We start from the raw sequence: 20,984 nt of genomic DNA on the forward strand, positions 1-20,984 counted from the left end.
GTGCGGTGGCACACGCTCGGACCCGACCATAGGCAGACGGGATTTCTCAAGCATGACCCATTTGTTTCGTCGAAGTTAACCGGCGTGGGTGTGCGCCCACCCGCACCGCCGCTTCGGCTACCCGGACCGAAGTGATCGAAAACGGGCGCAGTACCGTGGTCGGGTGGACAACAGGCAAGCACTCGGATCGTGGCTCTCCGGCCCCCGTGCCGCGGCGGAGCAAGCAGGCGTGGACTTCGGGTACCGGGGTCAGCAGCTGGGACTGCCGGAGGAGGGGCCCGGCTCGATCGCCCGCCCCGGCCGCCGGCTCGGCGCCCTCGCCGTCGACTGGGCGCTGTGCATGCTGATCGCATACGGCCTGATCGCCGACGGCTACAGCCAGGCGACCGGCAACTGGGCCCTGCTCATCCTGTTCGTCACCAGCGCGCTGACCGTCGGCACCGTCGGCGCCACGCCCGGCAAGCTGCTCTTCCGGCTGCGGGTCGTCTCCGCGGCGGGCGGCCGACTGGCCGTGTGGCGCGCGCCGGTCCGCGCGCTCCTCGTCTGCCTGGCCGTCCCCGCCCTCATCTGGGACCGCGACGGCCGCGGCCTCCACGACCGCCTCTCCGGCGCCGTCCAGGTCCGCGTCTGACGCCAGGGCCGCGGGAGACGGACACGAGGAAGGCCCCGGACCGTGCGGTCCGGGGCCTTCCTCGTCAGAGTCGGGGCAGCGGTCGGGTCAGCGCATCTTTCCGCCGCGCGGCATCCGCATGCCCTTCGGCATCGGACCCTTCGGGAGGGGCATGTTGCTCATCAGGTCGCCCATCGCCCGCAGCCGGTCGTTGGCCGAGGTGACCTGCGGGCCCGAGAGCACGCGGGGCAGCTTGAGCATGGTCGTACGGACCTTCTTCAGCGGCACCTGGCCGTCGCCGTTGCCGACGATGATGTCGTGCACCGGCACGTCCACCACGACCCTGCTCATCCGCTTCTTCTCGGCCGCCAGCAGGGCCTTGACCCGGTTGGGGTTGCCCTCGGCCACCAGCACGATGCCCGCGCGGCCGACCGCGCGGTGCACGACGTCCTGATTGCGGTTCATCGCGACCGCGGGGGTCGTCGTCCAGCCGCGCCCGACGTTCTGCAGCACCGCCGCGGCCGCGCCCGGCTGGCCCTCCATCTGCCCGAAGGCCGCGCGCTCCGCCCGTCGCCCGAAGACGATGGCCATCGCGAGCAGCGCCAGGACGAAGCCCAGGATGCCCAGGTACACCGGGTGGCCGATCAGGAAGCCGATACCGAGGAGGACACCGAGTACGACGATGCCCACGCCCGCGACGACGAGCCCGACCTTGGGGTCGGCCTTCCGGGTCATCTTGTACGTGAGGGCGATCTGCTTCAGTCGCCCGGGGTTCGCGGCGTCAGCGCCGCCCGTGTTTGCCTTCCTCGCCATGTCCTGAAGTTTACGTGGCCCGGGACGCGCGCCCCGACACGACCTCCATCACGTGCTGGGCCTCGATCCGGTCCTTGGCCCGGCGGCGGTCCTCCAGGACGGAGGTCCAGGCGTTGCGGCGGGCGGTTCGCTGTCCGGCGCCGAGGAGCAGGGCCTCCACGGCCCTCAGGGCGTCCGTGACGGACGGGATCGCGGTGACGCGGACGTGCGTCGGTGCGGCCGGCATCTGGGGTCCTCTCTCGGAGTGGATGAGACGAGGTGGGGGGAGTGAGCGGTGGTGGCGGTGAGTGAAACCAGGCTCACAGAATGGTGTTACCAGGGCGTGACCCGGTGGTCAAACACAGATGAAACGTCGACGCGGCCGTCCGCGCGGCGCCCGGAACGCCGCCGCGGCCCGTACGCCCCCGCTGAGCTGCGGGGCCGTACGGGCCGCGGTGCACTCGGCCGCTACCGGCCGGTAAGGGCTTGTGCGGCGATTCACACGGCCTGGGTGGCGTTGTCCACCGCGCCGCGCTTCTCGATCGCCTGCTGGTACAGGCGCCCCGCCCGGTACGAGGAGCGGACCAGCGGGCCCGACATCACGCCGGAGAAGCCGATCTCGTCGGCCTCCTCCTTCAGCTCCACGAACTCCTGCGGCTTCACCCAGCGCTCCACGGGGTGGTGCCGGACCGAGGGGCGCAGGTACTGCGTGATCGTGATGAGCTCGCAGCCCGCCTCGTGCAGCTGCCGGAGCGCCTCGCTGATCTCCTCGCGGGTCTCACCCATGCCGAGGATCAGGTTCGACTTCGTGACCAGACCGTAGTCCCGGGCCCGCGTGATGACGTCGAGCGACCGCTCGTAGCGGAAGCCGGGACGGATCCGCTTGAAGATCCGCGGAACCGTCTCGACGTTGTGCGCGAAGACCTCGGGGCGCGAGTCGAAGACCTGCTCCAGCAGCTCCGGCACCGCGTTGAAGTCGGGGGCGAGCAGCTCGACCTTCGTGCGACCCTCGGCGCGGTCCGCCGTCTGCTGGTGGATCTGGCGCACGGTCTCCGCGTACAGCCAGGCGCCGCCGTCCTCCAGGTCGTCGCGCGCGACGCCGGTGATGGTGGCGTAGTTCAGGTCCATGGTGACGACCGACTCGCCGACGCGGCGCGGCTCGTCACGGTCGAGCGCCTCGGGCTTGCCCGTGTCGATCTGGCAGAAGTCACAGCGCCGCGTGCACTGGTCACCGCCGATGAGGAAGGTCGCCTCGCGGTCCTCCCAGCACTCGAAGATGTTGGGACAGCCCGCCTCCTGGCAGACCGTGTGCAGGCCCTCGCTCTTCACGAGACCCTGCATCTTCGTGTACTCGGGCCCCATCTTCGCCCGGGTCTTGATCCACTCGGGCTTGCGCTCGATGGGGGTCTGGGCGTTCCGGACCTCCAGGCGCAGCATCTTGCGTCCGTCGGGTGCGACTGCGGACACATCGGCTCCTGTAGCTTCGATTCTTCGGCGCACACCAGGGTACGCCCGTTGCTTCCCATGCCTTACGTCCGGCCAACCCATGGCCAGAGCTCGGCATTCCTCAGGCCGGGGCCGTGACCGCCTCGGCGGCCGTTCCCGTGGCCGTCTCCACGACCCGCGGCTTCGGCTCCGCGTTCTCCAGGACCTCGCGCAGGTGCTTCTCGACGACCGGGAGCACCTCCTCGATCGTGATGTCCCGGCCCAGCTCGTTGGCGAGCGAGGCCACGCCCGCGTCGCGGATGCCGCACGGGATGATCCGGTCGAACCAGGTGTTGTCCGGGTTCACGTTCAGGGCGAAGCCGTGCATCGTGACGCCCTTGGCGACCCGGATGCCGATCGCCGCCAGCTTCCGGTCCTCGCGGCGCTGCCCGGCGTTGGACGGGGCGTACTCCGGGCCGTTGAGGCGCGGGTCGAACTCCTCGTCGTTCAGCCGGGGGTCGAAGTCGAGCGAGAGACCGCCGAGCTGCGGCCGCCGCTCCACCGGGTCGCCGAGGACCCAGACGCCGCTGCGGCCCTCGATCCGGGTGGTCTCCAGGCCGAAGTCGGCGGCCGTACGGATCAGCGCCTCCTCCAGACGGCGCACGTGCGCGACCACGTCGACCGGCCGCGGCAGCTTCAGGATCGGATAGCCGACGAGCTGGCCGGGGCCGTGCCAGGTGATCTTGCCGCCGCGGTCGACGTCCACCACGGGCGTCCCGTCCAGGGGGCGCTCGCTCTCCGCGGTGCGCCGGCCGGCCGTGTAGACCGGCGGGTGCTCCAGGAGCAGACAGGTGTCCTCGACCTCGTCGGCGAACCGTGCGGCGTGCACCTCGCGCTGCTTGTCCCAGGCCACCCGGTAGTCGACGGCGTCCGCGCCGAACCCCATGCGGACGAATCGCAGCTCACTCACGGCCATGCCTCCTCCTGGGTGCCGTGAGCCGGGTACCGGGGATCGTCCCGGGGCGGGAGCCGGCTCGGCACCCTGCGTGTTACGCGCCCCTGCCACTGTACGGCCGCGCCGGGGACGTCCCTCCGGCAGGTGGACCAGGGTTTCTACGTCAGCGATGCCCGTCAATCCTCACACGATCGGATGAATGTGGGGCGAAGGTGGCGGTACGGGCCGTGCGGACCGCTAAATTCACGCCGATCCATGAGGGTCCGAACGGGCTGCCACCGGGGCCCGGAAGGCAGGAGACCGCACAGCTGATGACGGAACGACCACCGCAGCGCATCCCGAACCGCCAGCTCGCCGCGCTGATCGCCGAAGCCGGGTTCTCCCACGCGGGCCTCGCCAGACGCGTCGACCAGCTCGGGCTGGAACACGGCCTCGACCTGCGGTACGACAAGACCTCCGTCACCCGCTGGCTCCGCGGCCAGCAGCCCCGCGGCACCACCCCCGCCCTCATCGCCGAGGTCTTCACCCGCCGCCTCGGCCGCCGCCTCTCCGCCCAGGACCTCGGCCTCGACGCCTGCGCGCCCGTCTACGCCGGCCTGGAGTTCGCCGCCACCCCCGAGGAGGCCGTCGACATCGTCAGCGGACTCTGGCGCAAGGACTCGGGCAGCCACGCCGAACTCCGCAAGATCGCCTTCACCCCCGCCGGACTCGTCGTCCCCAGCCGCGACTGGCTCATCGGCCGCGCCGACGAGCGCGTCGCCCGCGGCGACCTCCCGCCCGGACCCGCCGTCCGCCCCGCCGCATCCGCCGCCGCCTCCGCCGGACCGGCCCTCCACGACCACCGGGTCCCGCTCCAGGGGCGCTACCACGTCCCCCGCCAGCGCGGTACGGACCGGGGCCCCGGCCAACGCGTCTCCAGCGGCGACGTCGCCGCGCTCCGCTCCGTCGCCGAACTCTTCCGGACCCTCGACCACGCCTACGGCGGCGGCCACGCCCGCCAGGCCCTCGTCCGCTACCTGGAGCACGAGGCCGAGCCCATGCTCCGCGGCACGTACGGCGAGTCCGTCGGCCGACGCCTCTTCGCCGCCGCGGCCGACCTCACCCGGCTCGCCGGCTGGACCTCGTACGACATCGCCGCCCACGGCCTCGCCCAGCGGTACTTCGTCCAGGCGCTGCGGCTCGCCCAGGCCGCCGGGGACCGGGCCTACGGCTCGTACGTGCTCCTCACCATGAGCTGCCAGGCCGTCTACCTCGGCCACGGGCGCGAGGCCGTCCAGCTCGCCCGGGTCGCCCAGCAGGGCGTGGGTCCCGCCGCGCCGCCCGTCGTCCAGGCGATGCTGCACGCCGTCGAGGCGCGCGGCCACGCGGTCCTCGGTGAGGCCCGGGTGTGCAGCGCCTCCCTCGTCCGCGCCGAACGCGCCCTCGAAGCGGCCCGGCCCGGCGACGACGTGCCCCACTGGGCCCGGACGTTCGACGAGGCCCAGCTCGCCGACGAACTCGGCCACTGCCACCGGGACCTCCAGCAGTACCGCCCCGCCGCCCAGCACGCCGAACGCGCCCTCCAGCTCCGGGCCCCCGGCTACGTCCGCAGCCGCCTCTTCTGCCGGGTCGTGCTCGCCACCGCGCGGCTCGCCCTCGGCGAACTCGACCAGGCGTGCGCGCTGGGGGCGGAGGCGGCGCAGCAGGCGTCGGAGATGCGGTCGGCGCGGGCGCTGGAGTACGTGCGGGACTTCGAGCGGCGCCTGGAGCCGTACCGCGACGCCCCGGCGGCCCGCACCTACCGCGACCGCGTCTCCGCCCTCGGCTGACGCCGCCCCCGCCGCGCCCCCGTTGCGGGCTGCACCCGCCGGAAGCGGCGCCCGGGGCCACCCCGTTGTGGGCATTCGTTCCGCTGTGGGGGTCCCCCCAGGGCGCAGCCCGAGGGGGAGGATAAGGGTGGGCACAACGGACGGCGCCCTGGCCGGCGCCAGAGGCTCCTGTGCCCGAACCCGCACCAGTCGTGCGGCTCCCTTGTGGTGCGGGCAGGTGCAGGGAGCGGAGGCGCCCGCAAGGGCGCCGTCCCGTGTGCCCACCCGTCCCGCCCTGCGGGACGATTGCCCACACGGGGGGGCGACACCGCACCGCCCCGGCGGGCGCAGCCCACACGGGGGGGCGACACCGCACCGGCCCTGCGGGCGCAGCCCGCGCGGCGGGGGCGACACCGCACCGGCACTGCGGGCGCGGCCCGCACGGGGGTGCGACGGCGGCACCGCCCGGGTGGGTGCAGGCCGCACGAGGGGCGACGCCCCATCGGTCCCGTGGGGGTCAGGCCGCTTTGGGGTGGGGGAGGGGGTCGGTGGGGGCGCCCAGGTCGGTGAGGAGCGAGCGGGTCGCGCGGTCCGCGGAGGCGAGCGTCGCCGCCAGCGTGGACGCCCCCCGATGGTCCCCGCACACGTACAGCCCCGCCAGCAACCGCACCGACCGCCCCGCGTCGTGCGGCGGCCGCATCGCCGGCGCCGCGTCCACCGTGTGGTACTGGGCGAGCAGCTCCCACTCGTCGGTGGACGTCCCGTAGAGCGTCGCGAGGTGCTTGCGCACCCGGCGTTCGGTGTCGTCCGGCGGCGTCCCGAGGACCGTCGAGGTGATCAGGGCCCGGCCCGCCGGCGCGCGTCCGGGGTCGAGCGCGCTCATGACGGTGGTGTGCGCCACCGGCCCGCCCGGATCGGATTCGAGCAGCAGCGCCGGATCGGCGGAGGGCGCCACGGGCGCCGTGTGGTGCAGGACGGTGACGGCGTGGAAGTCCGGGACCCGCAGGCCCGGCAGGAGCGTCGCCGCGGTGCGCGCCCCGGTGGCGAGGAGGACGGAACGGCAGCCGTACGTGCCGTGGTCGGCCGTGCGGACCCGCGCGACCGACACGTCGGTGACCCGGACGCCGGTACGGACGGTGCCGGGCGGCAGGGTCGCCGCGAGCCGTTCGGGGAGGGCGGCCGAGCCGCCCTCGGGGACGGCGAGCCGGCCGCGGGCGAACGCCCGGAGCGCCAGGTCGGCCTGGCGGCTGGACATGCCCAGGTCCGGGTCGGCGAGGAGCGCGGCGAGGAGCGGCCGCAGGACGCCCTGCACGGTCCTGGCGGGCAGCCGCGCGGCCAGCGCCTCGCGGGCCGTCCGCTCCGGCCGGGCGAGCAGCCGCTGCGGCGGAGTCGTGGCGAGCCGGACGAGGGAGGCCCCGAGCCGCGCCTGGTCGAGCGAGACCGCCGGATTGCGGGGGGCGTTCGCAAGGGCGCGCGCCATGCTGAACGCGCCCCCCACGCCCCGGTGCCCGCCCGTCCTGCGCGGGTGCGGGGCGCCCCACCGCGCGTACCGGCCGTCGCTGTGGACGAGAACCCCGGGGGCGTACGGGCGCAGTGCGATGCCGTCGAGGCCCGGTGCGGCCCGCAGCTCCCCGGGGGAGAGCGTCAGCAGCGGGCCCACCCGGTCGAGCCGGAAGCCGTCGACGGTGTCCGTGGCGTACCGGCCGCCGATCCGCGGCTCCGCCTCCAGGACGGCGACGGTGAGCCCCGCGCCGATCAGCCGGTGGGCGGCGGCGAGTCCCGCGACCCCGGCTCCCACCACGACGACGTCGACCGTCTCCGTCACGTTCCCGCGCTGTGTGCTGTCTGCCGTACTGAGCACGTGCCCCTCCCCAGGTCGCCGCCGCCAGTGGGGGGCGTTATGCCCCCAACCGGGCTCCGGAATGCCCGAGTTCGCGTTCGTATCGAGCAATGGGCATCGAGCCTAGGCAGCGCTCCCACGGAAGGAGCCCGCGCGCGGCGGGGTGCACGCAGCACGGGGAGCGCAGAGCGACTCCGTAGCGAGGGGAAGGAAGGGGGTCAGCGGGCGGCGGCCGCGGCGATCGAGTCGTCGATCGTCGGGAACGCGAAGTCGAAACCGGACTCCAACAGCCGCCCCGGCAGCACCCGCTGACTGCCCAGCACGTCGTGCGCGAAGTCCCCGAGGGCGACCCTGAGCACCGCCGCCGGGACCGGGAACGGGGTGGGGCGGCGCAGCACCCGTCCCATCGCCGCCGTCACCTCCCGGTTGGTGACGGGCTCGGGGGCCGTCAGGTTCACGGGTCCCGACACGGACGGCGTGTCGACGAGGTGCCGGAGGGCGGCGACCTCGTCGTGGAGGGAGATGAAGGACCAGTACTGGCGGCCGTTGCCCATGCGCCCGCCGAGCCCGGCGCGGAACAGCGGGAAGAGCCGCCCCCACGCCCCGCCCTCGCGCGCCACCACCAGGCCCGTACGGGCGTAGGTGACGCGGATGCCGGCCTCCTCGGCGGGCGCCGCCGCCGCCTCCCACTCCACGCAGACGGAGGGCAGGAAGCCGGTGCCCGCGGGCGCGCTCTCGTCCACCGCGCGCGTGCCGGTGTCGCCGTACCAGCCGAGCGCCGTGCCGCACACCAGGGCCTCGGGCGGGTCGGCGAGCGAGGCGAGGGCCTGGGCGAGGGCGGTCGTGCCGAGCACCCGGCTGTCGCGGATCTCCCGCTTGTACGCCTCGGTCCAGCGGCGCTCGCCGACCCCGGCGCCCGCGAGGTGGACGACGGCGTCGACGCCGACGAGCCCGGCGGCGTCGACGTACAGCCGCTTCGGGTCCCATTCGACCTCGTCGGCGGTGCGGGCGGGGTGCCGGACGAGCCGGAGGACGTCGTGCCCGTCGGCGCGCAGGGAGCGGACCAGGGCGGAGCCGATGAGGCCGGAGGCGCCGGTGACGGCGACGCGCTTGCGGGTGGCGGAACGCTGCATGTCCCCATCCTGCCCGCCCGCCCCGGACGCCGGTACACCCGCCCGCCCGGCGCGCCCGCCGTGATCCGCGCGACCGGCCCCGCCGCCCCGCCCCCTGCCGTCACGGCGTCCCACGTGGCACAGTGGCCCCCATGATCACGCCGGAGACGCAGATGGCGGAGACACGGATGCCGGAGACGCCGATGGCGGAGACGCGGATTCGCGTCGCCGTACGGGACGACGAGCGGGAGCTCGGGGAGCTCGACCGGGCCGCCTGGTCCACGCTGCACGCCGTGCAGCCCGCGCCCGTGGAGCCGTACGAGCCGTTCTTCGACGAGCGGCACCGGCCCGAGGACTATCTCGTCGCCGTCCGCGCGGGCGTGCCGGTCGGCTACGTCCGGGTCGTCCCGCCGACCCCGCTCGCCGTCAACGCGCACGTCCGCCAGATCCAGGGCCTCGTGGTCGCCGAGTCCGCCCGCGGCAAGGGCGTCGCCCGGGCGCTGCTGCGCGCCGCGATGGAGCGCGCCCGGACCCAGGGGGCCGTACGGCTCACGCTCCGGGTGCTGGGGCACAACGCGCCGGCCCGCGCGCTGTACGCCTCCGAGGGCTTCGTGGTCGAGGGCGTGCTGCCGGGGGAGTTCCTGCTCGACGGCGTCTCCGTCGACGACGTCCTGATGGGCCGCCGCCTAACCGACTGAGGCCCCGCCCGGGTCATCCGCCCCGCCCGCCCCGCCCGGGGCACCCCCACCCGCACTCGCACCCTCACCCGGACGCGCGCCGCCCGCCCCGCCGAGCAGGCGCATCCCGCCCATCAGCTCGCGCAGGCAGCGCACCGCGAGGGCGGCCGGGGCGCCTTCCCCGCGCACGGGTGCGTCGGTCCCGGCCCAGCACTCCAGGGCGATCCGGATGGCGTCGGTGGCGGCCGCCGCCGCGAGCCGTACCTCCAGCGGGTCGGCGCCCGGGCCGGCGAGGGAGGCGACCACCTCGCGCAGCCGTTCCTCGGACTCCTGGTTGACCCGGTACCAGACGGCCCGCAGCGCCGGGTCCTCGTCGGCGGCGCGCAGCAGCCCGCGCGTCCAGCGCAGGCCCTCCTCCTCCGTGGCGTCCCCGGGCTCCAGCGCGTCGGCGATCGAGCGCTCCAGGGCCTCGGGCACGCCGGCGCCCGGTTCCGTCGCGGCGAGGCGTGCGCGCCAGCGGTCGGCGCCGCCCGCCAGGAGCGGGGCGACGGCGTCCTGCTTGGAGCGGAAGTAGCGGTAGAAGGTCCGCAGGGCGACCCCGGCCCGCTGGGCGATGTCCTCGGCGGTGGTGGCGTCGGGGCCCCGCTCGGTGAAGAGCTCGGCGGCGGCGCGGGCGATGTCGAGCTGGGTGGCGGCCTTGCGGCGCTCCGTCAGGTTCGGGGCGGGCGTCCTCGGCCCGTCGGGCGTGGTGGTCACCGGAGCAAGCCTACGCCCGTCGACGCCTCACCTGCACGACGTGTACTTATGGCAAAACGTGCCATGTGGGCGTACCGTGTCGGCATCCCCGGAAACTCGACATCGAGAGGTTGCCGCCATGAACCAGCTGACCCGTTACGAAGGACGCCGCGCGCTCGTCACCGGCGGAGGCTCCGGCATCGGCCAGGCCACCGTCCTGCGCATGCTCGCCGAGGGCGGCCGCGTCGTCGCCGCCGACATCAGCGAGGACGGCCTCAAGGACACCGTCGCCAAGGCGGGCGACGCCGACGACCGCCTCACCACCGTCGTCGTGAACGTCGCCGACGAGACCTCCGTGCGGACCGGCGTCGCCACCGCCGTCGAGGCGCTCGGCGGCCTGGACGTGCTCGTCAACGCGGCTGGCGTCCTGCGCTCCTCGCACACCCACGAGACCAGCCTCGACAGCTTCGAGCAGGTCCTCCGGATCAACCTCACCGGCACCTTCCTCGTGATCCGCGAGGCGATACCGGCGCTCCTGGAGGGCCGGGACGCGGCCGTCGTGAACTTCTCCTCGACCTCCGCGATGTTCGCCCACCCCTACATGGCGGCCTACGCGGCCAGCAAGGGCGGCATCCAGTCCATGACGCACGCCCTCGCCGCCGAGTACGCCAAGCAGGGCATCCGCTTCAGCGCCGTGCAGCCCGGCTCCATCTCCTCCGGCATGACCGACGGCTCCGGCGCCAGCCGCCAGTCCGTCGGCCCCGGCCTGCCCGAGGACACCGACTGGTCGCTCTTCGCCAAGCTCGCCCCCGCCCTCGGCCAGGGCTTCGCGGGCCCGGAGACCGTCGCCGGCGTCGTCGCGATGCTCGCCAGCGAGGACGGCAGGTTCATCACCGGCACCGAGGTCCGCGTCGACGGCGGCACCCACTTCTGACCCGCCGCAGGCCCCCGGGCCCGTACGACCACGGCCTCAGGAGGCGCCGAAGCGCTCCCACAGGCGCGGGAAGCGGGCGGCCAGCACCGTGTCGTCGTCGAGGTCGAAGGGCGCTCCGAGCGGCTCCCCGCCCGGCATCGGCAGCCCCAGGTCGGGCGTCTCCGCACCGGTCAGCGCCTCGTACGCCTCGTCCGCCGCGAAACCGATCTCCTCGCCGTCCCCGTCGATCTCCGCGTCGAACTCGTCCAGGAGATCGGCCAGGGCGTCCGGATCGTGCACGGCGCCCTCGTACACGTCCCGGCCCTGCCCGATGAGCCAGCACCGGAACGCGTCGAAGGTCTCGTCGCCCGCCCCGCCCAGCAGCACGGCCGCCGCGCCCCACAGGTCCCACAGGTACGCGCGGTTGAAGCGGGCCTCGAAATGGCGCGCGTAGTCCAGCACCGAGTCGGGATCCAGCCGGGTCAGCCGCTCCACGAGCAGGTCCGCCTGCTCGTCAGGATCGCCCTCGGCGTCCTCGCGGGCGGCGTCGATGATCTCCCAGAACTCGGTCTCGTCCATCACGGCACCAGCATCGTGGCTGCGGCAGCGCGACGCACCCGGAATGCCCGAAATCAATCCGGACAGAAGATGGCGCCTTTGGCTGTCAGCCTGGTGCGCATGACGACAGAGAACACACCCCTGCGCGGACGCGTCTGCCTGGTCGCCGGAGCCACCCGGGGCGCCGGGCGGGCCATCGCCGTCCAGCTCGGCGCCGCCGGAGCGACCGTCTACGTCACCGGCCGGACCACCCGCGAGCGGATCAGCGAGGTCGGCCGGGCCACCGAGACCATCGAGGAGACCGCCGAACTGGTGACGGCCGCGGGCGGCGAGGGCATCGCCGTCCCCACCGACCACCTGGAGGCCGACCGGGTCCGCGCCCTCGTCGAGCGCGTCGACCGCGAGCGGGGCCGGCTCGACGTCCTCGTCAACGACGTCTGGGGCGGCGAGAACCTCCTCGTCGAGACCTTCGGCAAGAAAACCTGGGAGATCGACCTCGCCGACGGCCTGCGCATGCTCGAACTCGGCGTGCGCACCCACGTCATCACCTCCCACACCGCCCTGCCGCTGCTCAACCGCCACCCCGGCGGACTCGTCGTCGAGGTCACCGACGGCACTTCCGCCTACAACGGCACCCACTACCGCGAGAACCTCTTCTACGACCTCGCCAAGAACGCCCCGATCCGCATGGCCTTCGGCCTCGCGAAGGAACTGGCGGACACCGGCGGCACGGCCGTCTCCGTCAGCCCCGGCTGGCTCCGCTCCGAGCAGATGCTCGCCCACTTCGGCGTCACCGAGGAGAACTGGCGCGACGCGACGGAGCAGCTCCCCGACTTCGCCGTCTCCGAGTCCCCGGTGTACGTCGGCCGGGCCGTCGCCGCCCTCGCCGCCGACCCCGACCGGGCCCGCTGGAACGGCCGGGCGCTCGACAGCGGACAGCTCGCCAGGGAGTACGGCTTCACCGACGCCGACGGCTCACGCCCCGACTCCTGGGGCTTCATCCTGGCCAAGGAGACGGACCCGGACACCCGGGTGGAGGACTACCGGTGACGGACGACCGCGCCGGGCCGCCGGAGGACTACCGGTAGCGTGCCGCCATCGCCCGCGCGGCCTCCGCGAACCGCTCGCGGAGCGCCGCCGGGGCGAGGACCTCCGCCTCCGGGCCGAGCCCGAGCAGCTGTCCGAAGGCGACCTCCTCGTTCTCCACGGCCAGTACCACCCGCAGCAGCCCCTCCTCGGGGACGCCCTCCTCCGGGACGCCCGCCGCCAGCGCCCGCTCCGCCGCCGCCCGGTCCGTCACGTACGGCAGCCGCCGCGCCCCCGCCTCCGTGAGCCGCAGCACGACCTCCGCCCGGAGCAGCGAGCGGGCGAACTCCGCCGCCCGCTCGGACCAGAACCCCGGCAGGTCGAACTCCCCGTCCCGTACGAACGGCTCGCCCACCGCCACCGCCGTGAACCGGTCCACCCGGTAGGTGCGGAACGAGCCGCCCGCGCGGGCACACAGGTACCAGACGCCCGCCTTCAGGACGAGACCGTACGGTTCGAGCTCCCGCTCCACCTCGCCGTCGCCGCGCCGGTAGCGGGCCTCGACGCACCGGTCGTCCCAGACGGCCTCCGCGAGCGCCGGCAGCAACTCCGGGGTCTCCGGCTCCTGGTACCAGCCGGGGGCGTCGAGGTGGAAGCGCTGCGCCGCCGACGCGGGGGCGTCCCTGAGCGAGGGCAGCAGCGCGGCCGACACCTTCAGCCGGGCCGTCGAGGCGCTCGCCTCCAGGCCCATGTCCCGCAGCGCGCCCGGCAGCCCGGACAGGAACAGCGCCTCGGCCTCGCCCCGCGCGAGCCCCGTGAGCCGGGTGCGGTACCCGTCGACCAGCCGGTACCCGCCGGCCCGCCCCCGGTCCGCGTACACCGGCACCCCGGCCTCGGACAGCGCGAGCGCGTCCCGCGCCACGGTCCGCTCCGACACCTCCAGCTCGGCGGCGAGTTCGGCCCCCGTCATCGCCGGACGCGACTGGAGCAGCAGGACCATCTTGATGAGACGGGCGGCACGCATCCCCCCACCCTGCCACGCGCACGCCGAAGGGGCCGTGCCCGCACGTCTCCGTACGAGCACGGCCCCTTCTTCTTGCAGGCTCGGTTCGCCTCCGGGCGCCTTCAGCGTCCGCCGACGGTCGCCCGTGCTCGGCCCTCGTTCCTCGGGCCTCCGCGCGCGCTCCCTTTCGGCGCCCGCGGCGCCCTTCGGCTCACTCGCCGAGGCCCTGGTGGCGGGCCGTCAGAGGCCATAGCGCTCGCGCGCCTCCTTCACGGACGTCGCGCGGACCTCGCCGCGGCGCGCCAGCTGGGCCAGCGCGGCGACCACGATCGACTGGGCGTCGACGCCGAAGTGGCGGCGGGCCGCGTCACGCGTGTCCGAGAGGCCGAAGCCGTCGGCGCCCAGCGAGGACCAGTCCTGCTCGACCCACTGCGCGATCTGGTCCGGGACCTGGCGCATGTAGTCGGAGACCGCGAGGACCGGCGACTCGACGCCGGCCAGCGCACGGCGTACGTACGGGGTGCGCTCCTCGCCGCGCAGCAGCGCCGCGTCCGCCTCCAGGGCGTCGCGCCGCAGCTCCGTCCAGGAGGTCGCGGACCACACGTCCGCGCCCACGCCCCACTCGGCGGCGAGCAGCTTCTGCGCCTCCAGCGCCCAGTGGATCGCCGTGCCCGAGGAGAGCAGCTGGATGCGCGGGGCGTTCGCGGGCAGCTCCAGGCCGGCCGACTCGGCCGTGTTGAAGCGGTAGAGGCCCTTGATGATGCCCTCGTCGACCCCGGCCGGCTTGGCGGGCTGCGGCATCGGCTCGTTGTAGACGGTGAGGTAGTAGAAGACGTCCCGGTCCTCGCCCTCGGCCGCCTCGCCGTACATGCGGCGCAGGCCCTCCTTGACGATGGCCGCGACCTCGTACGCGAACGCCGGGTCGTACGTCAGGGCCGCCGGGTTCGTCGCCGCGATCACCGGCGAGTGGCCGTCCGCGTGCTGGAGGCCCTCACCGGTCAGCGTCGTACGGCCCGCGGTGGCGCCGACGAGGAAGCCGCGGCCGAGCTGGTCGCCGAGCTGCCACATCTGGTCGGCGGTCCGCTGCCAGCCGAACATCGAGTAGAAGATGTAGAACGGGATCATCGCCTCGCCGTGCGTCGCGTACGACGTCGAAGCGGCGATGAAGTCGGCCATGGAGCCGGCCTCGGTGATGCCCTCGTTCAGGATCTGGCCGTTGACGGCCTCCTTGTAGTACATCAGCTGGTCGCGGTCGACCGGCTCGTACGTCTGGCCCTTCGGCGAGTAGATGCCGAGCGACGGGAAGAGCGACTCCATGCCGAAGGTGCGGGCCTCGTCCGGGACGATCGGGACCCAGCGCTTGCCGGTCTCCTTGTCGCGGACCAGGTCCTTCACCAGGCGCACGAAGGCCATCGTCGTGGCGATCGACTGCGAGCCGGAGCCCTTGTCGAAGGCGGCGAAGGCCTTCTCGGCCGGGGCCGGCAGCGGCGCGAGCGGGTGGACGCGACGGGCCGGGGCCGGGCCGCCGAGCGCCGCGCGGCGCTCCTGGAGGTAGCGGACCTCGGGGGCGTCGGCGCCCGGGTGGCCGTAGGGCACCACGCCGTCGACGAACTGGCTGTCGGAGATCGGCAGCTCGAGAAGGTCACGCATGTTCTTGAACTCGTCCGTCGATAGCTTCTTCATCTGGTGGTTCGCGTTCTTCGACGCGAAGCCCTCACCGAGGGTGAAGCCCTTGACGGTCTGCGCCAGGATGACGGTCGGCGCGCCCTTGAACTCCAGCGCGGCCTTGTACGCGGCGTACACCTTGCGCGGCTCGTGGCCACCGCGGGAGAGGTGGAAGCACTCCAGGATCTTGTCGTCGCTCAGCAGCTTCGCCATCTCGACGAGCGCCGGGTCGGCACCGAAGAAGTCCTGGCGGATGTAGGCGGCGTCACGGGTCTGGTACGTCTGGACCTGCGCGTCCGGCACCTGCCGGAGGCGGCGGACCAGGGCGCCGGTGGTGTCGAGCGCGAACAGCTCGTCCCAGGCGTTGCCCCACAGGGACTTGACCACGTTCCAGCCGGCGCCGCGGAACTGGGCCTCCAGCTCCTGCACGATCTTGAAGTTGGCGCGGACCGGGCCGTCGAGGCGCTGCAGGTTGCAGTTGATGACGAAGGTCAGGTTGTCCAGACCCTCGCGGGCGGCGAGCGCGAGGGCCGCCGTCGACTCGGGCTCGTCCATCTCGCCGTCGCCGAGGAAGGCCCAGACGTGGGAGCTGGAGACGTCCTTGATGCCGCGGTTGGTCAGGTAGCGGTTGAAGCGCGCCTGGTAGATCGCGGAGAGCGGGCCGAGGCCCATGGAGACGGTCGGGAACTCCCACAGCCAGGGGAGGCGCCTCGGGTGGGGGTAGGAGGGCAGGCCGTTGCCGCCGGACTCCTGCCGGAAGTTGTCGAGGTGCGTCTCGTTCAGCCGACCGTCGAGGAAGGCGCGGGCGTAGATGCCGGGCGAGGCGTGGCCCTGGATGTAGAGCTGGTCGCCGGAGCCGGCGGCGTCGCCGGACTCCTTGCCCTTGAAGAAGTGGTTGAAGCCGGTCTCGTAGAGCCAGGCCGCGGAGGCGAAGGTGGCGATGTGGCCGCCGACGCCGTACTTGGAGCCGCGCGTGACCATGGCGGCGGCGTTCCAGCGGTTCCAGGCGGTGATCTTCCGCTCCATCTCCTCGTCGCCCTCGATGGCGGGCTCCGCGGAGGTGGGGATGGAGTTGACGTAGTCCGTCTCCAGCAGCTTGGGCAGGGTCAGGCCCGCGCCCTCGGCGTGCTGGAGCGTGCGGCGCATCAGGTAGGCGGCCCGGTGCGGGCCGGCGGCCTTGGTGACGGCGTCCAGGGAGGCCGCCCACTCGGCGGTCTCCTCGGTGTCACGGTCCGGGAGCTGGTCGAGCTCGCTCGGAATCTTGCCTACGGGATCGGTCATGATCGCCGCCTTCCGGACAGGTGGGGGTGGAGATGGGGCCTTGTCTGGCAGGACAGGGCGAAGGGCCGGGTGCGGCCCGCCGACGACTGTAAACCGGCGATCGATGATCGATCAAAGGGTTGAAGGGGGAAAATTCTTCAGAACGAGAAAGTCGGCACAGGGTGCCGCGAAAAAGGGCACCCGGTGCCTTGTTTTCGCAGGTCGGACCGGCCGGAACGGCGTCGACTGAGGCCCCGGACGCACGAATGAGCGGAGCCCCGCCGAAGCGGGGCCCGCGGTGCACCGGGTGCTCAGGCGCGCGGGGCGCAGCCGAGGACGTGCGCCTTCACCAGGGCGCCGATCTGCGGGTCGCCCCTGCGGAACGCCTCCACCAGCTCCTGGTGCTCCTCCGCGTACGACTTCTGCACCGTGCCGAGCCAGCGGATCGACAGGGCCGTGAAGACCTCGATGCCGAGCCCCTCCCAGGTGTGCAGGAGCACGCTGTTCCCGGCCGCCTTCACCAGCTCCCGGTGGAAGCCCACCGTGTGCCGCACCTGCGCCGTGCCGTCCGACGTGGCGTCCGCCTCGTACAGCGCGGTGACGTGCGGTTCCAGGGCCGAGCAGTCGGCCGACAGGCGGGGCGCGGCCAGCTCGGCGGCGATCTGCTCCAGACCGGCCCGTACGGGGTAGCTCTCCTCCAGGTCGGCCGCGGTCAGATTGCGCACCCGGACGCCCTTGTTGGGCGCCGACTCGATCAGCCGCAGCGACTCCAGCTCGCGCAGCGCCTCCCGGACCGGGGTCTGCGAGACCTCCAGCTCGGTCGCGATCCGACGCTCCACGATCCGCTCGCCCGGCTTCCAGCGGCCGCTGACGATCCCCTCCACGATGTGCTCGCGGATCTGCTCGCGCAGCGAGTGGACGACGGGGACGGTCATGTAGCGGCTCCTCCGGGAGTTCTTGACCCTTAGACAATACGGCGGTGTCCCCGCCCGGAAACACATCCGGACGGGGACACCGCAGGTGAGGCTTGTTACGTTGCCTTCCGGCGACGCGCCTTCGACGCGCCTTACAGACCGAGGTCGACCTCGAACTCGCCGGCCTCGAGGATCGCCTTGACGGCCGTCAGGTAACGGGCCGCGTCGGCGCCGTCCACCAGACGGTGGTCGTAGGACAGCGCGACGTACGTCATGTCGCGGATCGCGATCGTCTCACCCAGGTCCGGGTGGTTGACGACGACCGGACGGCGCACGGTGGCGCCGATGCCCAGGATGGCGACCTGGTTCGGCGGCACGATGATCGTGTCGAAGAGCGCGCCGCGCGAACCGGTGTTGGAGATGGTGAACGTGGCGCCCGCCAGGTCGTCCGGCGTGATCTTGCTGGCGCGCACGGCGCCGGCCAGCTCCGCGGTCTTCTTCGAGATGCCGGCGATGTTGAGGTCGCCCGCGCCCTTGATGACCGGGGTCATCAGACCCTTCTCGGAGTCCACCGCGATACCGATGTTCTCGGTGTCGAAGTAGGTGATCGTGCCCTCGTCCTCGTTGATCCGGGCGTTGATGACCGGGTGGGCCTTCAGCGCCTGGGCCGCCGCCTTCACGAAGAACGGCATCGGGGAGAGCTTGACGCCCTCGCGGGCGGCGAACGCGTCCTTGGCGCGGGCGCGCAGCTTCATCAGCTTGGTGATGTCGACCTCGACGACCGAGGTCAGCTGGGCCTGGCCGTGCAGCGCCTTCATCATGTTGTCGCCGATGACCTTGCGCATGCGGGTCATCTTGACCGTCTGGCCGCGCAGCGGGGAGGCCTCCAGGGCGGGGGCCTTCGGCGCGGCGGCGGCCGGAGCGGCGGCGGGAGCCGGGGCGGCCTTCTTGGCCTCGGCGGCCGCGAGGACGTCCTGCTTGCGGATGCGGCCGCCGACGCCGGAGCCCTTGACCGTCGCCAGGTCGACACCGTTCTCGGTGGCGAGCTTGCGGACGAGCGGGGTCACGTACGCGCCGTCCTCCGCCGGCTGTGCGGCGGCGGGGGCGGGGGTGGTGGCGGCCGGGGCCGGGGCGACCGGAGCCGGGGCGGCGACCGGAGCGGCCGGGGCCGGAGCGGCCGGGGCCGGGGCGGGGGCGGCAGCCGGGGCCGGGGCCGGGGCGGCGGGGGCCTCGGCGGCCGGGGCCGGGGCCGGGGCGGCGGGGGCGGCCGGAGCGGCACCCGCGGCACCGATGACGGCGAGCTTGGCGCCGACCTCGGCGGTCTCGTCCTCGCCGACGACGATCTCGAGCAGCACGCCGGAGGCGGGAGCCGGGATCTCGGTGTCGACCTTGTCCGTGGAGACCTCGAGCAGCGGCTCGTCGGCCTCGACGGTCTCGCCGACCGACTTCAGCCAGCGGGTGACGGTGCCCTCGGTGACGGACTCGCCCAGCGCGGGCAGCACGACGTCGGTGCCCTCGGCGGAACCGCCGCCGGAGGCCGCCTCGGCCGTCGGGGCCGGGGCCGGCTCCTGCACCTCGGTGGACGGGGTGGCCTGCGGCGCCGGGGCCTCGGCGGCCGGAGCCGGAGCGGCCTCGGCGGCCGGAGCGGGCTCAGCGGCGGGGGCCTCGGCGGCCGCGGGGGCGCCGGAGCCGTCGTCGATGATGGCCAGCTCGGCGCCGACCTCGACCGTCTCGTCCTCGGCGACCTTGATGGAGGCGAGGATGCCCGAGGCGGGGGCGGGGATCTCGGTGTCGACCTTGTCGGTCGAGACCTCGAGCAGCGGCTCGTCGGCCTCGACACGCTCACCCTCGGCCTTGAGCCAGCGGGTGACGGTGCCCTCGGTGACGCTCTCGCCGAGCGCCGGCAGGGTTACGGAAACCGACATGGTTTCAGTTGCTCCTAACGAATTGCGGAAAGTGGTCGTCGCGCCCGTTGATGACGTGAGCGTCAGTCGTGGGAGTGCAGAGGCTTGCCGGCGAGGGCCAGGTGGGCCTCGCCGAGCGCCTCGTTCTGCGTCGGGTGGGCGTGGATGAGCTGCGCGACCTCGGCCGGCAGCGCCTCCCAGTTGTAGATCAGCTGCGCTTCGCCGACCTGCTCGCCCATGCGGTCACCGACCATGTGGACGCCGACCACGGCACCGTCCTTGACCTGGACGAGCTTGATCTCGCCCGCGGTCTTCAGGATCTTGCTCTTGCCGTTGCCCGCGAGGTTGTACTTCAGGGCGACGACCTTGTCCGCGCCGTAGATCTCCTTGGCCTTGGCCTCGGTGATGCCGACGGAGGCGACCTCGGGGTGGCAGTACGTCACCCGCGGCACGCCGTCGTAGTCGATCGGCACGGGCTTGAGGCCCGCGAGGCGCTCCGCCACGAGGATGCCCTCGGCGAAGCCGACGTGGGCGAGCTGGAGCGTCGGGACGAGGTCGCCCACGGCCGAGATCGTCGGCACGTTGGTACGCATGTACTCGTCGACCAGGACGTAGCCGCGGTCCATCGCGACGCCCTGCTCCTCGTAGCCGAGGCCGGCCGAGACCGGGCCGCGGCCGATGGCGACCAGCAGCACCTCGGCCTCGAAGGTCTTGCCGTCGGCCAGGGTGACCTTGACGCCGTTGTCGGTGTACTCGGCGCTCTGGAAGAAGGTGCCGAGGTTGAACTTGATGCCGCGCTTGCGGAAGGCGCGCTCAAGAAGCTTCGAGCTGTTCTCGTCCTCGACCGGGACGAGGTGCTTCATGCCCTCGATGACCGTGACGTCGGTGCCGAAGGACTTCCACGCCGAGGCGAACTCGACGCCGATGACGCCGCCGCCCAGGATGATCGCGGACTCCGGGACGCGGTCCAGGGTCAGCGCGTGGTCCGAGGTGATGATCCGGTTGCCGTCGATCTCGAGGCCGGGCAGGGACTTCGGCACGGAACCGGTGGCGAGGAGGACGTGACGACCCTCGACGCGGCGGCCGTCCACGTCCACGGACGTCGGCGAGGACAGGTGGCCGGTGCCCTCGATGTAGGTGACCTTGCGGGAGGCGACGAGACCCTGCAGACCCTTGTAGAGGCCCGAGATCACGTCGTCCTTGTACTTGTGCACGCCCTTGATGTCGATGCCCTCGAAGGAGGCCTTGACACCGAACTGCTCGGCCTCGCGCGCCTGGTCGGCGACCTCGCCGGCGTGGAGCAGGGCCTTCGTCGGGATGCAGCCGTTGTGCAGGCAGGTGCCGCCGAGCTTGTTCTTCTCGATCAGTGCGACGTCCAGGCCCAGCTGCGCTCCGCGCAGCGCCGCGGCGTAACCGCCGCTACCGCCGCCGAGGATCACTAGGTCGAAAACGGTGCTGGCGTCGTTCGCCACGTCACGTCCTCCATGCATGTGCGCTCGTCGCCGGTCGTCAGTGACCGGGCGGCGGCTGGTGTTCGGCCGCTTTATTTCGGCCCTGTGGTGGGGGCCCTGTCCTGCCGAGAACCCATCTTCGCACTTGTTGGCGGACCGCGGGACGCGGGGCCGGTGGATGAGACCGGCCGATCGTCCGTACGGAGGCCCGCCGCGGCGTGCGAACCTACGGATTTCGTCGCGGGCGAACACCCGCGACCGCCCCGGGCGGCCACCCGCGACGCCCCGGGCGAACGGCCGAGACGGCCCCGGGCGGGCCGCCCGGGGCCGTCGCGGTGTGCCTTGCGCCCGAGGTCA

The 20,984-nt window shown here is 73.3% G+C and carries 18 protein-coding genes; 5 read left to right on the forward strand and 13 right to left on the reverse strand.

Annotated elements, in window-relative coordinates; genetic code table 11:
* Positions 1 to 163: 163 nt before the first annotated feature.
* Entirely contained in the window at positions 164 to 631 is a 468-nt protein-coding gene (locus ACWDVG_RS28815; protein WP_451703436.1) for an RDD family protein, read from the forward strand.
* 87 nt (positions 632 to 718) lie between these two features.
* Here the strand turns inward: ACWDVG_RS28815 and ACWDVG_RS28820 are convergent, their stop codons facing one another.
* The 4 genes from ACWDVG_RS28820 to lipB all read right to left on the reverse strand — a co-directional run bounded on the left by ACWDVG_RS28820 (position 719) and on the right by lipB (position 3,797).
* A complete protein-coding gene (locus tag ACWDVG_RS28820) occupies positions 719 to 1,423 on the reverse strand; it encodes a DUF4191 domain-containing protein (protein ID WP_451703437.1) in 705 nt (234 codons plus the stop codon).
* A gap of 10 nt (positions 1,424 to 1,433) precedes the next feature.
* Complete coding sequence (locus ACWDVG_RS28825; RefSeq protein WP_451703440.1) at positions 1,434 to 1,649, reverse strand: SCO2195 family GlnR-regulated protein; 216 nt, start codon at positions 1,647 to 1,649, stop codon at positions 1,434 to 1,436.
* Positions 1,650 to 1,900: 251 nt separating this feature from the next.
* The gene (gene lipA, locus ACWDVG_RS28830; RefSeq protein WP_451703441.1) at positions 1,901 to 2,869 is read right to left on the reverse strand and encodes a lipoyl synthase; all 969 of its coding nucleotides are present in this window, start codon (positions 2,867 to 2,869) and stop codon (positions 1,901 to 1,903) included.
* 100 nt (positions 2,870 to 2,969) lie between these two features.
* Entirely contained in the window at positions 2,970 to 3,797 is an 828-nt protein-coding gene (gene lipB, locus ACWDVG_RS28835) for a lipoyl(octanoyl) transferase LipB (RefSeq protein WP_451703442.1), read from the reverse strand.
* A gap of 296 nt (positions 3,798 to 4,093) precedes the next feature.
* Between lipB and ACWDVG_RS28840 the strand changes: the two genes are divergently transcribed.
* The gene (locus tag ACWDVG_RS28840) at positions 4,094 to 5,590 is read left to right on the forward strand and encodes a regulator (protein ID WP_451703445.1); all 1,497 of its coding nucleotides are present in this window, start codon (positions 4,094 to 4,096) and stop codon (positions 5,588 to 5,590) included.
* A gap of 496 nt (positions 5,591 to 6,086) precedes the next feature.
* Here the strand turns inward: ACWDVG_RS28840 and ACWDVG_RS28845 are convergent, their stop codons facing one another.
* Together ACWDVG_RS28845 and ACWDVG_RS28850 are read right to left on the reverse strand one after the other, a co-directional pair.
* Positions 6,087 to 7,430 carry an FAD-dependent oxidoreductase gene (locus tag ACWDVG_RS28845; protein ID WP_451703447.1) on the reverse strand — a complete coding sequence of 448 codons (1,344 nt, stop codon included), beginning with the start codon at positions 7,428 to 7,430 and terminating at the stop codon, positions 6,087 to 6,089.
* 197 nt (positions 7,431 to 7,627) lie between these two features.
* Positions 7,628 to 8,542: a TIGR01777 family oxidoreductase gene (locus tag ACWDVG_RS28850; RefSeq protein WP_451703448.1), complete on the reverse strand. Its 915-nt coding sequence runs from the start codon at positions 8,540 to 8,542 to the stop codon at positions 7,628 to 7,630.
* Positions 8,543 to 8,724: 182 nt separating this feature from the next.
* Here ACWDVG_RS28850 and ACWDVG_RS28855 point away from each other — a divergent pair, with 182 nt between their 5' ends.
* Positions 8,725 to 9,219, forward strand: coding sequence for an N-acetyltransferase family protein (locus ACWDVG_RS28855; RefSeq protein WP_451703471.1), 495 nt, complete (start codon positions 8,725 to 8,727; stop codon positions 9,217 to 9,219).
* Here ACWDVG_RS28855 and ACWDVG_RS28860 read toward each other — a convergent pair.
* Positions 9,208 to 9,954 (reverse strand): TetR/AcrR family transcriptional regulator, encoded by a 747-nt coding sequence (locus ACWDVG_RS28860; protein WP_451703449.1) that lies wholly within the window; start codon positions 9,952 to 9,954, stop codon positions 9,208 to 9,210. The two genes, ACWDVG_RS28855 and ACWDVG_RS28860, sit on opposite strands and share 12 nt — an antisense overlap.
* A 118-nt stretch (positions 9,955 to 10,072) precedes the next feature.
* Here ACWDVG_RS28860 and ACWDVG_RS28865 point away from each other — a divergent pair, with 118 nt between their 5' ends.
* The gene (locus tag ACWDVG_RS28865; protein WP_451703451.1) at positions 10,073 to 10,867 is read left to right on the forward strand and encodes an SDR family NAD(P)-dependent oxidoreductase; all 795 of its coding nucleotides are present in this window, start codon (positions 10,073 to 10,075) and stop codon (positions 10,865 to 10,867) included.
* Between the two features lie 36 nt (positions 10,868 to 10,903).
* On the opposite strand, the gene ACWDVG_RS28870 is transcribed toward ACWDVG_RS28865, so the two are convergent.
* On the reverse strand, positions 10,904 to 11,425 hold the full coding sequence (locus ACWDVG_RS28870; protein ID WP_451703474.1) for a DUF4240 domain-containing protein: 522 nt from the start codon (positions 11,423 to 11,425) through the stop codon (positions 10,904 to 10,906).
* 99 nt (positions 11,426 to 11,524) lie between these two features.
* Between ACWDVG_RS28870 and ACWDVG_RS28875 the strand changes: the two genes are divergently transcribed.
* Positions 11,525 to 12,454 carry an SDR family oxidoreductase gene (locus tag ACWDVG_RS28875; RefSeq protein ID WP_451703454.1) on the forward strand — a complete coding sequence of 310 codons (930 nt, stop codon included), beginning with the start codon at positions 11,525 to 11,527 and terminating at the stop codon, positions 12,452 to 12,454.
* Between the two features lie 28 nt (positions 12,455 to 12,482).
* On the opposite strand, the gene ACWDVG_RS28880 is transcribed toward ACWDVG_RS28875, so the two are convergent.
* The 5 genes from ACWDVG_RS28880 to lpdA all read right to left on the reverse strand — a co-directional run bounded on the left by ACWDVG_RS28880 (position 12,483) and on the right by lpdA (position 20,648).
* Positions 12,483 to 13,454: a helix-turn-helix transcriptional regulator gene (locus tag ACWDVG_RS28880; RefSeq protein WP_451703456.1), complete on the reverse strand. Its 972-nt coding sequence runs from the start codon at positions 13,452 to 13,454 to the stop codon at positions 12,483 to 12,485.
* Positions 13,455 to 13,673: 219 nt separating this feature from the next.
* Positions 13,674 to 16,379, reverse strand: coding sequence for a pyruvate dehydrogenase (acetyl-transferring), homodimeric type (aceE, locus tag ACWDVG_RS28885; protein WP_451703459.1), 2,706 nt, complete (start codon positions 16,377 to 16,379; stop codon positions 13,674 to 13,676).
* 290 nt (positions 16,380 to 16,669) lie between these two features.
* Positions 16,670 to 17,293 (reverse strand): GntR family transcriptional regulator, encoded by a 624-nt coding sequence (locus ACWDVG_RS28890; protein WP_451703462.1) that lies wholly within the window; start codon positions 17,291 to 17,293, stop codon positions 16,670 to 16,672.
* Positions 17,294 to 17,424: 131 nt separating this feature from the next.
* A complete protein-coding gene (gene sucB / locus ACWDVG_RS28895; protein ID WP_451703464.1) occupies positions 17,425 to 19,197 on the reverse strand; it encodes a 2-oxoglutarate dehydrogenase, E2 component, dihydrolipoamide succinyltransferase in 1,773 nt (590 codons plus the stop codon).
* Between the two features lie 62 nt (positions 19,198 to 19,259).
* Positions 19,260 to 20,648, reverse strand: a complete 1,389-nt coding sequence (gene lpdA, locus ACWDVG_RS28900; protein WP_451703465.1) for a dihydrolipoyl dehydrogenase — start codon at positions 20,646 to 20,648, stop codon at positions 19,260 to 19,262.
* Positions 20,649 to 20,984 lie beyond the last annotated feature (336 nt).

Source organism: Streptomyces sp. NPDC003327 (assembly GCF_053589515.1).

Excerpts from the sequence above, each read along its gene's own strand:
- ACWDVG_RS28875 (WP_451703454.1), top strand. The coding sequence starts at position 11,525 with ATGACGACAGAGAACACACCCCTGCGCGGACGCGTCTGCCTGGTCGCC.
- ACWDVG_RS28870 (WP_451703474.1), bottom strand. The coding sequence starts at position 11,425 with ATGGACGAGACCGAGTTCTGGGAGATCATCGACGCCGCCCGCGAGGAC.
- sucB (WP_451703464.1), bottom strand. The coding sequence starts at position 19,197 with ATGTCGGTTTCCGTAACCCTGCCGGCGCTCGGCGAGAGCGTCACCGAG.
- ACWDVG_RS28840 (WP_451703445.1), top strand. The coding sequence starts at position 4,094 with ATGACGGAACGACCACCGCAGCGCATCCCGAACCGCCAGCTCGCCGCG.
- ACWDVG_RS28890 (WP_451703462.1), bottom strand. The coding sequence starts at position 17,293 with ATGACCGTCCCCGTCGTCCACTCGCTGCGCGAGCAGATCCGCGAGCAC.
- aceE (WP_451703459.1), bottom strand. The coding sequence starts at position 16,379 with ATGACCGATCCCGTAGGCAAGATTCCGAGCGAGCTCGACCAGCTCCCG.
- ACWDVG_RS28850 (WP_451703448.1), bottom strand. The coding sequence starts at position 8,542 with ATGCAGCGTTCCGCCACCCGCAAGCGCGTCGCCGTCACCGGCGCCTCC.
- ACWDVG_RS28820 (WP_451703437.1), bottom strand. The coding sequence starts at position 1,423 with ATGGCGAGGAAGGCAAACACGGGCGGCGCTGACGCCGCGAACCCCGGG.
- ACWDVG_RS28880 (WP_451703456.1), bottom strand. The coding sequence starts at position 13,454 with ATGCGTGCCGCCCGTCTCATCAAGATGGTCCTGCTGCTCCAGTCGCGT.
- ACWDVG_RS28855 (WP_451703471.1), top strand. The coding sequence starts at position 8,725 with ATGGCGGAGACGCGGATTCGCGTCGCCGTACGGGACGACGAGCGGGAG.
- ACWDVG_RS28825 (WP_451703440.1), bottom strand. The coding sequence starts at position 1,649 with ATGCCGGCCGCACCGACGCACGTCCGCGTCACCGCGATCCCGTCCGTC.
- ACWDVG_RS28865 (WP_451703451.1), top strand. The coding sequence starts at position 10,073 with ATGAACCAGCTGACCCGTTACGAAGGACGCCGCGCGCTCGTCACCGGC.